Genomic DNA, 13,394 nt, shown 5'->3' with positions numbered 1-13,394 from the left:
AGAGTTGGAGGGGTGGCGGCCCATGCCGAAGAACATCGTCATCTTCTCGGACGGCACCGGTCAGGCCGGTGGCATCGATTTCGATGAGGTGCGCACCAACGTCTACAAGCTGTACCGCGCCTGCCGGGCCGGGCCCGACACCCGGATCGATCCCGGCGAGCAAGTCGCTTTCTATGATCCGGGGCTCGGCTCCGCGGCCGATGGCGGCCATCTCGACTTCGGCTGGATGCGTAAGATCTACAATCTGCTCAGCATGGCGACCGGGCTCGGCATCACCGCCAACATCATCGATTGCTATGCCGCGATCATCCGTCTCTACGAGGATGGCGACCGCATCTTCCTGATCGGGTTCAGCCGTGGCGCCTATACGGTGCGCTCCCTTGCCGGCGTCATGTCATATTGCGGCATTCCGCGGCAGTTGCCGGGCGGAGCTGCGTTGCCGCTCGATGTCGCGGGCTCCCGGGCGCTATCTGAACTTCATGCTCGACACGCGCAATGCCATCGCCGCCAGGTTCCGTGCCGACCATGCTTGCGCCAACCCGCAAACCGGGGAGGCCAATGTGTTTCCGTACTTCATCGGCGTGTTCGATACGGTCGCGGCCCTTGGCAACAAGTGGCTGCCGCTGGTGCTCGCTTTCGTGATCGTCGCTCTGCCGGTGGTCCTGCAAAAGCTCGCCGCTCTGCTTGCTCCGAACTGGCCCTGGACCGGCCATCTTGCGCGCGACCTCAGCTATCTCGCGGTCGTTGGTGCCGCCCTGATCTATCTGCAGAACTATCTGAAGATCGCGCCCCGCTTGCGCGGCTACGGTTTCTTCAAGCGCCTGGCGACGCTGCACCTGACCCGTTTCAAGCACGAGTTCTACGACAAGACCCTCAACGTCAATGTCGGCTACGCCAAGCATGCCATCTCGATCGATGAGAATCGTGCTGACTTTGCCCGCGTCGGCTGGCAGCCGACCGATGAAAAGCTCGACAAGCGCGATGCCTATAGGAATCTCTATTTCGAGCAGGTCTGGTTTCCCGGCGTCGATGCCAATGTGGGGGGCGGCTATCTCGAGAACGAGGCGCGGCTGTCGGACAACGCCATGGGCTGGATGCTGGCCGCGGCCTCGATCATCCCCGACGGTCTGAAGCACGACAGCAGCGTTCTGAGACTATGGCCCGACGCGGCCGGTCCGCAGCACGATGAGCAGGCCGGCGGATGGCTGAAGAAAGGGCTTCGTGATCTGCCGGTCGGCCGCGTCACGAAGACGTCGGGGGCGATCATGCACAAGTCGGTCTACAAGCGCTTCGCGTGCGATGAAGTGCAGATCTTCGATCGTCGCGGGCCCTACCGGCCGATCAACATGGCGGTTCATGTCGAGTTCGCGCAGTATTTCGGGACGAGGGCGACCAATCAGCCCGCACCAGATCCGCAATGTGTGGCCGACGACATCGAAGCCAATTGGCAGCTCGCGGGATTTCCGGGGCGGCTGTTTCCGGGACGGTTGTGAGGCCGCTCTATCGTCAAGCGCGCCGCGCCGGCCGGTCCTTAGGTGTTGCGGTTTCCGGCTACAACTTCTCCACCAGATCGGGCCAGCTGCTCCACGCCTCTGCGAGGCGTTTTTGCATGTCCTCATGCTGAGCGATATCTTGTCCGCGATGGTGAGGATCGCCGTAAATTCGCACTGGCCAAGAACCAGCGTGCCCATTTTCTCGCCGTCATAAGCGGTGTTACGGTTCGGGTGAACATGCGCAATCAGGCCATCAAGATAGATACGGAAGACCGGAATGGAGTGCGCTTCGACCTCGCCGAGTTCAGGAATTCGCATGGTCATCCCGAACGGCGTCAGGTTCTGCACTGCGCCGACCGTCGAGAGCTGGATCAGATGCACGGCAAAATAGGTCGGCGGCCCAGGATCGCGCGCGACCAGCCTTGAACCGAGTTCGGCGAGCTCGTCGGCTGCAAGGTGCACTCCGCCGAATGCCTCGTGCCTGGAGGCGGCGGCGCGCCACAAGAGGCTCAGGAAAAACAGCCGCAAGGCACGGCAGTCGGTGCCCTCGAGCCTGCGCAGGCCGAGGTCCGTCTCACCGAAGATGTCATGTTCCGGCCTATAGGGCAAGCTTTGCAGCGGCCCAAAGCCGCTCCACACCAGCTTCTGCTTCCGCAGCTCGGCGATCGCCGCGTTGTCGAACTCAGCGAGTATCGCCTCGCCGTCGGCGGTGACGAGGCTGGTGTCGTACCAGCTGCTCCACGTCCGCTTTGGCCGGTCCCATATGTAGACATTTCCACGAACGGCGTTCCGGCGACGCCCGGCCGCGTCAGCGCCTTCGGCAGGAGATGGGCTTTTACAAATTTGCCCAGCTGGCCTGTCAGCCGGCAGACGCCGTATTCGCGCTTTCTCGGCAAGGCCCTGACCTCCGCTCGCAGAGTTGCCCTGCGATGATCTTCCCAGCAACGTGTGCGGCCGCGGCGCGTCCGGCTTCGCCGGTCAGGCTCTATGCGCTGGCGCTCACCGAGCCCAGGATCGGTCTCGGCCCTTACGGGTGACGATCCTTCGCGCAAGATAGCCATGCACGTCGGGGGCTCTCGGCCTCGGGCCGTCGGCATCTGCGATGCCACCGTCGCTATCACTCCCCTCGTCCGGGTGCCCAGCAAGCACCGGTCTCCACGTCCGCGGGTTCACTTCTCTGCGCTGCGTCTGACACGCTAAGTTTGTTCGCGGCGATGCGCCAGCGGCGCACGCCGCCTTGGTCTTTTCTCCGGCGGCACGGCCGCCTGCGATCGATCGCTCAAGCGCGATGTGCCGCCAATCGCCTTGTTGCGCCGGATCCTCATGGCGTCATGGAGCGGCAGCGACCTTCCTGGTGGCGTGGATCGCGAGCACGTTGGTCACAAGGCGAATGCCGCTGTGACGTGCCGAAATAGCGCAGAGCAGATACTGCACGGCGAACAGCGCGCTCGCTGCCGCGCATGCCATGCCGGACGAACCTGCGTGAAACAGTGCGGCAGGCACGAGCGGCACGAGCATGATCGAGATCGCCGCCATGTCACGGTACAGGAGGTACAGCCTGTGTGCCTCCACGACGGCGGGATCGCCACTCACCCTCCGGTACAGTTTGTACCATTTCGCATTCTGGTCCGCCGGATCGGTAGGCAGCACGCCGACGTTGCGCTTGAGCGCGGCCATGTCGATACGCGCATCGGCGGGCGCATGCCTGGTGAAGGCTTCGCTGCCCGGCAGCGGGTTGGTGAGCTTCCAGTAGACCAGGCGCGCCTTGGTCTCGTGGGAGATGAGCCCGTTCAGGATCAGAACCGCCACGGGTAGCACTGGCGCCAGGCTCGCGCGCAGAGCCGTGAACGTATCGGCCTGCACCAGGCCCGGCGCGACGAACAGAAAGATCACGCCGGCGTCGAGCATCGCCAGCATGACCAGCCACTTGATATTGCCGGCCTTGAGGACCTGGGATCGGGCTGCTGCAGTCATTTCGCGGGCTGCAGAGTGTACTCGGTCTCGATGGTGATGCTGCCGATGTAGCCAGAAAACGCGTTCTGGTTTTCGTTGTCGAGATCGTCCCGCGAGTATTTTGGATTTGATGCATAGATATGCACCTTATCGCCCTGCAGATCGAACAGGATGTCACCTGCGTGATTCTGGGTGATCTTCTTGTACCCGGTGTAGTAGTGGAGATGCCGGGAAGGCGCCTCGCCGATGACGATGATCTGCGGATCGAGCTTCTCCAACCAACTGTCGGGGATTTTGCCGGACTTCCGGCCGTGATGTGCCGCGAACACCACAGTGGTCTTCTCCAGCTTGATGCTGTCGGTGATGCTCTCCATGAACTCGGTCTCGAGGTCCCCGAGCCACAAGAAGCTGGCACCGCCGTTCATGGCATAGCGGATCACCGCGGACATGTTGTTGTAGCTGATCCCTTCCTCGCCGTCCGCAAGCGCCTCCTTGAAGTGCGCGTTCGACGTGTCCGGCCACAGGATGCTGATGCCGGCGGAGCCTCGCTCGTCGTTGTCCTGGTTCATCCAGCGACGCGAACATCCCTTGTAGATGTAGAACGCCTTGCCAGTATCGTCGCGGAGCTTGCAGTAGTGCTTGAAGGACTCGGTCTCCTCTTCCTTGATGACCTTATTCTTGACCACGTAGAAATTCAGGATCGGCATCTTGGCGTCGAGCCGCTCGATGCCGCCGAAATGGTCGTCGTCGGGGTGTGTGGAGATGAACCTCGTGATTCCCCTGTCGGCCGACTGCTCCTTCAGTTCCTTGATGATGCCGTCGGCGTTGTCGTCGTTCAGGTCGCAATCGATGATCGTGAAGTTGTCGCTTGCGTGCCGGATATAGAACGTGTCGCCGTTGCCGACGGCGAAGCTCTTGATGATGGTCATTGCAGCACCGCCTTCCGGCGGCTTCCGGTCCGCGTCGGCCGTGCTTCGCGCAGGCCGTGGCAAAGATGGTCAGATACGTGTCGCAAAGGCATGCTCCTGCGTTCGCCCGCCCTTACGGGGCGGTCGTTTTTCAACCCTGGAGAAGTCGGAAAAACTCGTGCGAGTGGTCCCGCCTGCTGGTCGGCGATATGGGGCTGCCTAGGAACTGCGCAAGTCCAGTTCGTAAGCATTTTCTATAAATTTGCGATTTGACACGCGAATCACACCAGATTGTTGGCCCAAGATAGGACAATAATGCTGACGTGACTATTTGTAGGGCAGTCCGGCGCTGCCCCGGGATCTGGCCAGTCTTGGCCGGTGCTGTGCTCCGTCACACTCGCGAGGGCATCAATCAACGACTCGCTCCCCCTCGGCCGTCATCTGCCGCACTACTGCGGGCAGCATCGCGCTCGAACGCGGTTAAGAAAGTGTTTGCGGTTGTGACGTAACTGTTTTTGGAGCGCTGACATGGCCGGCGCGTTGGTTATGCGATGGGTACGCTTATTGCTTTTCATTCCGCCGACGAGGGATTCCCGGTCCGGCCGGACAACCTCTCGGTCTTGACGCCGCTGGTCAGCGTATTCCGCTTCGACCGCGACATGCTCCCGTTCGTGCGTTATCTGCTCAACGAGCACGGCGTCTTCAGCGTCCGCGACTGGGATGCCGCGCCGCTCAGCGTATTTGATGGATTTGGACTGGCCGATGAACTGAGGGCCAGATTCAAGCAAAGGATCGGCCGCCCGCGTCGCTCGTTTGCGACCGATAGCGCAAAGATCAGGACGCTCCGTGCTGGCCGTCAGCCGGCCTGACGTCTCGCCTCGGCGGCACGCTGGCGGAGTTGCTCGAACCGGGCCTGGTCGAGCTTGACGAACTCGCTCTCGAAATCGCAGCACCGTAGCTTGACCCCGCTGTCGCGCCGCTTGCCGTCCTTGCGGGATTGGAGCGGCACGATCCGCGGCGAGCCCCAGCCACTGGGCAAGTGCCTCTTGATCAGATCGGCGTTCTCAAAAGTCAGAGCATGCCCGTCGGCGACGTTTGACAGGAATGTCTTTGCCTTCTGCACCCGCCCGCGCTGTTCGTCCTGGCCATCCTCAGGACACAGGCTCTTGATGAGCCCCTCGAACAGCGTCCGATCGTACTCGACATGCTCCGGCCGGACAGCGCCCTTCAGCCAGGTCTTGGCGACGGCGCTGATGTTGTCGAGAGCGAAAGTGGCCGGCACCAGTTCGAGATAGTCCAACACATTGAGGCCGCGCACGACGTCATTGTCCGCGAACTCGAAGGCAATCTGCAGCGCGATGGCGGCGTGGCAGCTGCGGTCGAGACGCGCCGGTTTTCCCATGTAGACCCATTCGATCTGTCTGCTGTTGCAAACTGACCAATGGGCGTTCCTGAAGTCGAACGCGCGCCATTCGGCGGGCACCCGCCGTACGATCTGTGGCCAAAGGCCCTTCATGAATTCGATCGCTTCGAGGTCGGACCCGATATTGGGCTGCAGAAACAGCAGCTCGAACAGCTCCCGAAATCCCCGAATATGGGTCCAGGGATACGGTGCGAAGTGCTTGCGGTACACTTCGGCATCGAACCCTTCCGGCTGGCTGAGCAGATCGCGCTCGCTGCCAGGCACCCTCAGTACAAGCTTGTCGAACAGCGTCAGCCCCTGTCGCGGTCGAATCGATCTCGCGATTATGGGCCGCGCCGAACGTGTAAAACGCCTAAAAGGCGTTTTTCCTCTTATTTATCTCGGAGGCTGGAAAGCGGAAACGAACATTCAGCGCGAAGCTGGCGATCGAGACTCAGCAACGTGGCCCATGCTTTTCTGTGACCCTGATGTCAAGGCGAAGGGTTCAGTTATGAGCGTTTCTTTGGTGTTGGTCGCGTTGGCGATCGCTTGCGAAATCCCGTTGTTGATTCTGCGGAAGCTCGTTCCGCAACTCGAGCCTCATCTGCCGTTGGGCGGGGATGAGCTTACGCAACTTGGGATACTGGCGCTGGGCGCGATTTTTGTCGGCCAGCTGTACGAGTTGGTTCCCCAACTGATTCGCACCCTGTTTAACTGATTTGCGAGGCAAGTGGAAGGCAGGGGGACGGACCGGCCGTCGGGCAACGGCCTGAACCTGTCCGATCCGATGCAGGGGCGCCAGCGCGTCACGAGACGACGCACGTCGTGCGGCGCGGAGTCGTTTCCGATCCTGCTGCAGGAGTGCACGCGAATGTGCCGGGCCTGCGGTGCGAGGGCCGCCTGCAGCTTGGCGGCCGCGCCAGAGTAAGAGGAGTGGGCTGTGTTCTCCGACGAGTTGAGGACCGAGAGCGAGGCTCCGGGGACCCGTCGTAGGGAAGCGCCAATGACGAAAGTCGATAAGATCACGCTGTCGCCGTCGCGCGACATTCCCTTCAACAAGCTGGTGCTCAGCCAGTCCAATATGCGGAGGGTGAAGGCGGGCATATCAATCGAGCAACTCGCGGAGAGCATCGCCCAGCGTAGCCTGCTGCAGAGCTTGAACGTGCGGGCGGTGGTCGATGCGGAGGGAAACGCGACCGGCATGTACGAGGTGCCGGCCGGTGGCAGGCGCTATCGCGCCCTGGAGCTGCTCGTGAAGCAAAAGCGCATGGCAAAGACCCAGCCCGTCCCCTGTGTGGTGCTCGGCGCCGGGAGTGCGAATCGAGAGCACGGTTCCCGGAGCAAGCTACGGAACCGTCGCGGGTGGCGCGCAAACTCGCCGTGATCATGCACGCGATGTGGGTCGATGGCACGTTCTATTGTGGTGATACGGATGCTCCAAAAGCGGACGCCAGCGCCCGCGCCGCCGTCAAGGAACGCAGGCTGCTCGCGCCCCTCGCGTGAGGTCGCAAGGCCTGATTTTGGGGATCGATTGAGCTGATGAACGCAGTCATCTGAACACGGAGCTCCGCGACGCGCGGATGAGACCTCGTGCAGAGGGGTTTGCAGACAAAATGTCGGAGCGCCGCTACGTCCTGATCGATGGTATAGACGGGCGGACGCACTATGCCGAGATTGGTACCCTCGGGGCCAATGAGCCGCCTGTCCAGAACACAATTCTGGAGCTCAGGTCGCGCGTCGCTGAACCGCGCGCGGTCGATCGGACGATCGCAGAGATCGCCGCGGTTCGTGACGGCATTTACGGCGAGCGTCTGCATCGGGAATTCGACCCGCAAGCAGCGGGCGAATTTGTCGGCGCCCACGTCCGCCGGCTGGAAGCGATGCGGCGCGAGGGGATAGTAAGCCGTCTTGCCGATGGCAGTTGGAGCGTGGGACGGGACTATCTCGAGCGGGCACTTCGATACGAGAAACTCCAGCAATCGCGCAATCCGGTCCGGGCCACAGTGCTGTCGTGGCAAAAGCTAGAGAATCTGCCGCAGGCGCTGGGTGCAACCTGGCTGGATCGCAAGCTCGTTGGAGAGGGGCCCAATGAACACGCCTCGACCGGCTTTGGCGCGGACGTCGAGGCGGCGGTACGAGCGAGACGGCGGTGGCTGATCGAACAGGGGTTGGCGCAAGAGGAGGGGGGCCAGGTGCGCTTTGCGCGGAATATGATCGAGACGCTCAAGGCACGCGAACTGGAGCGGACCGCCGCGGGAGATATCCGCGCGCACCGCCCTTGAACATGTCGATGCCAGGGCCAGCGACAAGGTCAGTGGCATCTACCGGCGCTCGCTGACGCTGAACAGCGGACGGTTCGCCCTGATCGAGCGTTCCCATGAGTTCGTGCTGGCGCCGTGGCGGCCCCTATTGGAGCGCGTGCGCGGGCAATTGGTTACCGGTCAGGTCGGCGGGGAGGGAATTTCCTGGTCGATCGGCATCAAACGCGGGATTGGACGATGAAACGAACGATCATTTATTGCCGCTTAGGAGATGCTGGGCGTTTTCCGGATTCTCGGGGCTTGTTCGCCAAAACGTGTTGCGAGAAATGACCAACGTCGGATGTCCTGATCAAGAGCGAACCTGGTTCCTCGACCGGAGCGGACAGGTATTTGGCGCGTGCGATCGCCTCAATCCTCGACCTGTTCTTGAGGAAAGCTTCGAGCCGGCCCTCTTGTCCAAGTCCGTCGCTGCCGAAATGATCATCCATGGCCTCGCGGCTGATCGCGCAATTGACTGAACTGCCAAGGGCCTTACCGACAAAGGTCACGATGTCGCGGCTAAAATCGTAGCGAGCGGGAGGATTGTCGAAGGACAAGTCGATGCCGGGAACGATCGAGCGGGGCGCGCCGATGTTATCGAGCACGACATCTCGAGCCAAAGGCTCAAGCAAGCCCAGTCCCTCGATCATCAGCTGGCGCCATTTGGGGCCGCGCTCGTAGGCTTCCTCCCAGGCGGACTTCAGATCATGGGGGCGCTTCTCGGCAAGTGCTGCAAGAAGCACCTCGGCCTGATGCAGGTCCTTGTCGCGCTTTGCAAATCCCTCGGGGCGTCGACGTGAAATGATCAGCTTGTGGACGGCGTAGCGGGCGGGCGCGGGCACATGCACATAAATGCCGGCGCCATGCAGGACGACTGCAGGCTCGGGATCGCGGATCAGGAAATCGAGAAAATGCAATGGCTGGGCGTCCGTTTGAAGCGCCGGCAGCTTTTGTGGGCGCCCCATTTCCGCGTGGTCATCGGGTGTTAGAAAATCGACCCGTAAACCGCCCGTCGCCGAATAGCTTGTCGCGCGACGACCGTCGACGACATTGGAGACCGGGCGAAAGCTCTTGTTGACCTCCTTGAGGACCTCGAGCATCGGAGCAGTGCGGTCACCAATGGCGATCGAAACGTTGGTGAACTGGGCGATGTCGATGTCCATGGTGATCGTGCTGGCGGACGGCAGGCGGAGGCCAAGCATCGCGGCGTAAGTCTGATAGGCGATAGTTCCGACGAGGACGCCGCGAAGACGGAAGACGCCGGCGCGAGCCAGAGCTGCAATGATCTCGCCGATCTCGGCGGCGGGACGAGGCAGGCCGAGCGAGCGGACAAGGGTGGAGACAAGCGTCCGACGCTCGCGTTCGTCTTCGCGAATTTCCTTGTGTCGCTCGATCTTTTCCAGAAGTTCGGGCGTCTCGGGCCCGACATAACGTTGGGACCGCTCGGGGCCAGTGCCGGTCTGAAAGTACCAGTACTTGCGCTGATTGACAGTCTTGGAGGTGAAGGCGCCGTTTTCCGCGAATGTTTCCTGGAAGGCCGCGTTGGCGGTGCGCTCGAGGAGCTCGGCATAGGTCGTCTGGGAAACCAGGGAAGGGGCCGGCATGGTCGTTTTCCAGAATTATACTCAGTCAGCGGAGTGAGTATAAGAGGCGTGGAACCCGCTGTCCAGCGACTTAATACTCACTTTGCAGAATGAGTATAGGGACGGTTAACCGTGGTTCCGCGTCGAATCGATGAGTCCGTTGCGGTGCTTGGCCGGTTCCGACCCCTGTGTTTCAGGCCGGTTTCGCTGCGCTCCCGTCAGCATCAAGAGTCGTCCAGCTTGAACCGGTAGCTCACCTTTTCTTGAGGCGTTGGATCACCATCACGAATCATCGTGGAGCAGGTACAGGCCGCCGCCTCATCATCAGCGAGGGTTCAATCGTCAGGCATCCACGTCAGCCTTGAGGCTCCGCTTGATTTGCCGTCCACATCGGACGCGCTGCATGATGAGGCTTTACGGCCGCCTTCGACCAAAGCTCCGGATGCTCGCAGGCAAGCCTCGGATTCCACGGCCTCGCTCCAGGGACGCAGGCTCGTGCTCGGCGCCGAGGAATGGCTGGGCGACGAGCATATAACGGCGGATTATGCGTTGCTGGAACAGGAATTGCACAGGGCGAACCCTGGTCTGGTAGCGCAGATCCGGATCGTGCCGCCCGCGCCTGTTCAACTGTTGCGCTTGGCGAGGAACAGGAACGACGTCGAAGAAACGCTCGGGGGATCGTCCGGGACCACAATGGTAACGAGGCGAATTATTTGTTGCTGCCGGTTAACGATGGCGAAGCTGGCGAGGAGGGCTCCCATTGGTCCCTGCTGCTCGTCGATCGCCGCGCCCGGACGGATACTGGCCTATCACTACGACTCAGACGGGAACAGGAACCGGGCCGCCGCAGAAGAGCTTGCAGCACGGCTGGATGCCCGCCTCACGATAGCTGACATGGCCCAGCAGCAGAACGGCTATGATTGTGGCGTCTTCGTGCTCGACGCGACGCGGGCGCTGGTTAGACGTTTGGCGGAAGGAGAGCAGCCAGAGCAGCTGCGCCTTAGCAACATCGGCGCAGATCGGCAGGCCTTGCGGGATCGACTAGGCGCCTTTCCCGGGGTGGGCTGACCAAGCTGACGGGAATCTTAAGCGGTGCCAAGTCCTTGAGAATCCGCCCCCGTTCATGGAGGAGATCAGGCGGCCGTTCAACAACCATATGGATCGGGCCGGCCCGATCGTTGGGCTACGCCATAGCGCGATCAGCTGGACCAATATCGAAAATGTATTTGCTTCTGAGCGGCCCTAAGCAGATCAAAGGGATGGAAGGCCGTGCCTTGTGCTGGGCGCGCGTACCCTCCTCTTGTCTTTCGGGGGTACGACGTCGTGATTGGTGACTGGCGCGATGAGCCGCGGTGCTGCAATGCGCGGAATGAGCTGCCTGCGTGGCATTTCAGCGTGCCTGTCGCTGCGGCGCGTTCGATGTCTGGAGAAGCTGCGATGGAGCTGCCTTGATGAAGGTCCGTGACAGCGCTTCGATGTCAGCAATCGCGCCACGTGACCGCTCGCCCCCGCACCCGTTCGCGGCCCGCAAGCCTGTGCCTAATGCGGATTACGAGCGCTTTCGGCGACGGCTCGAAGAGGCCGCTCTGGATGACTGCGAGTCGCCCGCGGACGGTCCCGGCTGCACGAAGCTCGGCAACGATCAGCATGATCCGGTGGCGATGGGGAGCGTTGCGCCCTCCTGTGTGCCCGTCGTCTCGCACGGACTCGTCATGCTGTATTATGCCCCGGATCCGGGAGTTGATGGAAGGCTTTCACGTTCCGCGGAGCTCGCTGAGCTGGCGGAGGCGATCATTGAGCGCATTTTGATATTGCCGGGCCGCACGGGGAACGCGACGGCGTACATCACGTTGAATCGTGTGGTGTTCGGAAGCGCATCTGTGTCCGTCAGCTGCCGCGACGATACGCTATCTCTCTCCATCGTCTCCGACCACCTTAGGTCCATCTTGCAATCGCGAGGCCAAGCGTTTGCGCGCCACTTGTCTGATCGGCTCGGCATGCGCGTCATGATTGTAGTCGTTGGCCGGGGCTGGTGGGAAGAGGACTGTCATTGGCGCTCTTCCGGTTCGGAGGCGACATTTCGTTACAGCGCTGAGAAGAGCTCGTGATCGATCTTCCCAGCTATGAGGCACGTGATGCTGTCGCAATATCGCGAATTGCGAACCGTCTTCCGTTTGCTTTCAGTCTCGCCGGCATCGAACTGCAGGCGGTCATGTCCGAGTCAGCGCATCGACCCATCCCGGTGCCAAGTTGCACCGTGGTCATGAGTGTGTGCGGCCACAAAATCCGCCTCGCATTGGGGGCAATGCTCCTTCCGCAGCTGGCCGTCGAACGATGGCCGGAGATCACCACATTGCCTCCGGGCCACGGCCTGGGTGAGATATTGTTTGATATCGTTCTGCAGGATCTGGCGATCGAGGTGGAGCGATGGTGCGGTGAGCGGCCGACCTGGTCCTGCTCCGACGTGGCGGCGCCGCGTCCCTACGCGTTCAAGATCGTTCGGCTGGAGCAACCGAACGATCTGATCGGTTTGGTGGAACTCGATGGTGAGGGGCTGCAGTGGGGCGCCGACTGTTGCTCCGACCTGCCGGTCGTAGCCGCAGCGCTCGATGAGCTTCCGCTTCTTCTGGATGTGCGCATCGCTTCCATCAGCCTTGCCGTGGCGGAACTGCAACGACTTGCGCAAGGTGACGTCATCCTGCTCGACGACCGATCGGTGGGCAAGGATGGCGCGATGAGCGTTGTCGCGCACCTCTCCAACAGTCCCTGGTTTCGTGCCTCGATCCGGGATTGCCGCCTCTCTATCCAATCAGTAGTGGATCGTTTGATGGATAAGCCGGAGTTCCTCCCGCCTGAAAACCTCGACAGCCTTAATCTGACCGTCGATGTGGATGTCGGACGTTTGACCATGCCGCTCGGACAGCTTCGTGAGCTCGCTGTGGGCCAGGTCATCGATCTTGGCTTTGATGCAACCACTAACGTTTCTCTGCGCGTCAATGGCCAAGTCGTGGCAACGGGTGAGCTGGTGCGCATTGCTGAGCGGACCGGGGTGCGCCTGCTGGATTTGCGCTTGCCGCGGGCTGAGCGATGAATAAGTTGCCCGATCCGGCGACGCTTGTCGTCCTGATGGGAGCCATCGCGGTCCTCCCCTTCGTTGCGATTACGGTAACTTCCTACGTAAAGCTCGTCGTTGTCTTTGGGCTGCTGCGCAACGCACTCGGCGTTCAGAATATCCCACCGAACATGGCCTTGAACGCGATCGCCATCTTACTTTCGGCCTACATCATGCAGCCAGTGGCGAAGAGCGCGTATCAGGCTCTGCGTGACAGGCCAATCGCGTACCAAACGTTCGGAGAATTGGTCGACACGATAGCCATAGGTGCCGAGCCAGTTCGTGACTTCCTCATCAAAAACACGTCCAGGACAACACGTCATTTCTTCGTCAATGCCACGCAAAAATTGTGGAGCAAGGACGACTCGGCTGACGTCGTCGACAACGCGTTTTTGATCTTGATCCCGGCTTTCATCACATCCGAACTGGAGGAGGCATTCAAGGTCGGGTGCTTGCTGTTCCTGCCCTTCATCGTTATCGATCTCGTTATCTCCAACATTCTTCTGGCGATGGGCATGATGATGGTTTCGCCCATGACGATATCCCTGCCATTCAAGCTGTTCTTGTTCGTTGCCGTGAACGGGTGGCAGCGCCTCATCCACGGCCTCGTCTTGTCCTATGCAGGGCCGGCGTCTTGAATTCC

The 13,394-nt window shown here is 61.3% G+C and carries 13 protein-coding genes and 3 pseudogenes; 12 read left to right on the top strand and 4 right to left on the bottom strand.

The features are described 5' to 3' along the window. Positions 1-22: 22 nt before the first annotated feature. Both CI41S_RS45000 and CI41S_RS16090 read left to right on the top strand, forming a co-directional pair. Positions 23-349, top strand: a pseudogene (locus CI41S_RS45000) (phospholipase effector Tle1 domain-containing protein); the annotation flags it as partial. A 97-nt stretch (positions 350-446) separates the two neighbouring features. Continuing rightward, on the top strand, positions 447-1,493 hold the full coding sequence (locus CI41S_RS16090; protein ID WP_283813126.1) for a phospholipase effector Tle1 domain-containing protein: 1,047 nt from the start codon (positions 447-449) through the stop codon (positions 1,491-1,493). A 1,329-nt stretch (positions 1,494-2,822) separates the two neighbouring features. On the opposite strand, the gene CI41S_RS16085 is transcribed toward CI41S_RS16090, so the two are convergent. After that, positions 2,823-3,467 carry a hypothetical protein gene (locus CI41S_RS16085; protein WP_139486147.1) on the bottom strand — a complete coding sequence of 215 codons (645 nt, stop codon included), beginning with the start codon at positions 3,465-3,467 and terminating at the stop codon, positions 2,823-2,825. Then, positions 3,464-4,375, bottom strand: coding sequence for a ComEC/Rec2 family competence protein (locus CI41S_RS16080; RefSeq protein ID WP_139860296.1), 912 nt, complete (start codon positions 4,373-4,375; stop codon positions 3,464-3,466). Before CI41S_RS16080 ends, CI41S_RS16085 begins: the two co-directional genes overlap by 4 nt. A 599-nt stretch (positions 4,376-4,974) precedes the next feature. On the opposite strand from CI41S_RS16080, the gene CI41S_RS16075 reads away from it, so the two are divergent. After that, positions 4,975-5,223, top strand: a complete 249-nt coding sequence (locus tag CI41S_RS16075) for a hypothetical protein (RefSeq protein WP_139486145.1) — start codon at positions 4,975-4,977, stop codon at positions 5,221-5,223. Here the strand turns inward: CI41S_RS16075 and CI41S_RS16070 are convergent. Further along, positions 5,211-6,041: a hypothetical protein gene (locus CI41S_RS16070; RefSeq protein ID WP_139486144.1), complete on the bottom strand. Its 831-nt coding sequence runs from the start codon at positions 6,039-6,041 to the stop codon at positions 5,211-5,213. The genes CI41S_RS16075 and CI41S_RS16070 overlap by 13 nt on opposite strands. A gap of 61 nt (positions 6,042-6,102) precedes the next feature. Here CI41S_RS16070 and CI41S_RS16065 point away from each other — a divergent pair, with 61 nt between their 5' ends. From CI41S_RS16065 to CI41S_RS44410, 5 genes and pseudogenes are all read left to right on the top strand, one after another. Continuing rightward, positions 6,103-6,474, top strand: a complete 372-nt coding sequence (locus CI41S_RS16065) for a hypothetical protein (RefSeq protein WP_139486143.1) — start codon at positions 6,103-6,105, stop codon at positions 6,472-6,474. A gap of 285 nt (positions 6,475-6,759) precedes the next feature. Beyond that, a pseudogene (locus tag CI41S_RS16060) lies at positions 6,760-7,074 on the top strand (ParB/Srx family N-terminal domain-containing protein); the annotation flags it as partial. A 44-nt stretch (positions 7,075-7,118) separates the two neighbouring features. Next, positions 7,119-7,259, top strand: a pseudogene (locus CI41S_RS16055) (IS110 family transposase); the annotation flags it as partial. 110 nt (positions 7,260-7,369) lie between these two features. Then, complete coding sequence (locus CI41S_RS16050) at positions 7,370-8,038, top strand: DUF3363 domain-containing protein (protein ID WP_244626541.1); 669 nt, start codon at positions 7,370-7,372, stop codon at positions 8,036-8,038. Further along, positions 8,016-8,258 carry a DUF3363 domain-containing protein gene (locus tag CI41S_RS44410; RefSeq protein WP_244626559.1) on the top strand — a complete coding sequence of 81 codons (243 nt, stop codon included), beginning with the start codon at positions 8,016-8,018 and terminating at the stop codon, positions 8,256-8,258. The genes CI41S_RS16050 and CI41S_RS44410 overlap by 23 nt, the downstream gene beginning before the upstream one ends. Before the next feature lie 13 nt (positions 8,259-8,271). On the opposite strand, the gene CI41S_RS16045 is transcribed toward CI41S_RS44410, so the two are convergent. Next, positions 8,272-9,660: a GSU2403 family nucleotidyltransferase fold protein gene (locus CI41S_RS16045; RefSeq protein WP_139860294.1), complete on the bottom strand. Its 1,389-nt coding sequence runs from the start codon at positions 9,658-9,660 to the stop codon at positions 8,272-8,274. Positions 9,661-9,933: 273 nt separating this feature from the next. Here CI41S_RS16045 and CI41S_RS16040 point away from each other — a divergent pair, with 273 nt between their 5' ends. From CI41S_RS16040 to sctR, 4 genes are all read left to right on the top strand, one after another. Next, the gene (locus CI41S_RS16040) at positions 9,934-10,707 is read left to right on the top strand and encodes a hypothetical protein (protein ID WP_139860292.1); all 774 of its coding nucleotides are present in this window, start codon (positions 9,934-9,936) and stop codon (positions 10,705-10,707) included. 383 nt (positions 10,708-11,090) lie between these two features. After that, complete coding sequence (locus CI41S_RS16035; RefSeq protein WP_139860290.1) at positions 11,091-11,747, top strand: hypothetical protein; 657 nt, start codon at positions 11,091-11,093, stop codon at positions 11,745-11,747. Further along, positions 11,744-12,730, top strand: a complete 987-nt coding sequence (locus CI41S_RS16030) for a FliM/FliN family flagellar motor switch protein (protein ID WP_139860288.1) — start codon at positions 11,744-11,746, stop codon at positions 12,728-12,730. Before CI41S_RS16035 ends, CI41S_RS16030 begins: the two co-directional genes overlap by 4 nt. After that, entirely contained in the window at positions 12,727-13,389 is a 663-nt protein-coding gene (sctR, locus tag CI41S_RS16025) for a type III secretion system export apparatus subunit SctR (protein WP_139860286.1), read from the top strand. The genes CI41S_RS16030 and sctR overlap by 4 nt, the downstream gene beginning before the upstream one ends. The last annotated feature ends 5 nt before the right edge of the window (positions 13,390-13,394 follow it).

The organism is Bradyrhizobium ivorense, from assembly GCF_900696085.1.
In the GTDB taxonomy this organism is placed as follows: Bacteria; Pseudomonadota; Alphaproteobacteria; order Rhizobiales; family Xanthobacteraceae; genus Bradyrhizobium; species Bradyrhizobium ivorense.
Note: the sequence above shows the minus strand (reverse complement) of the source record. Positions and strands in the feature narration are given on the sequence as shown.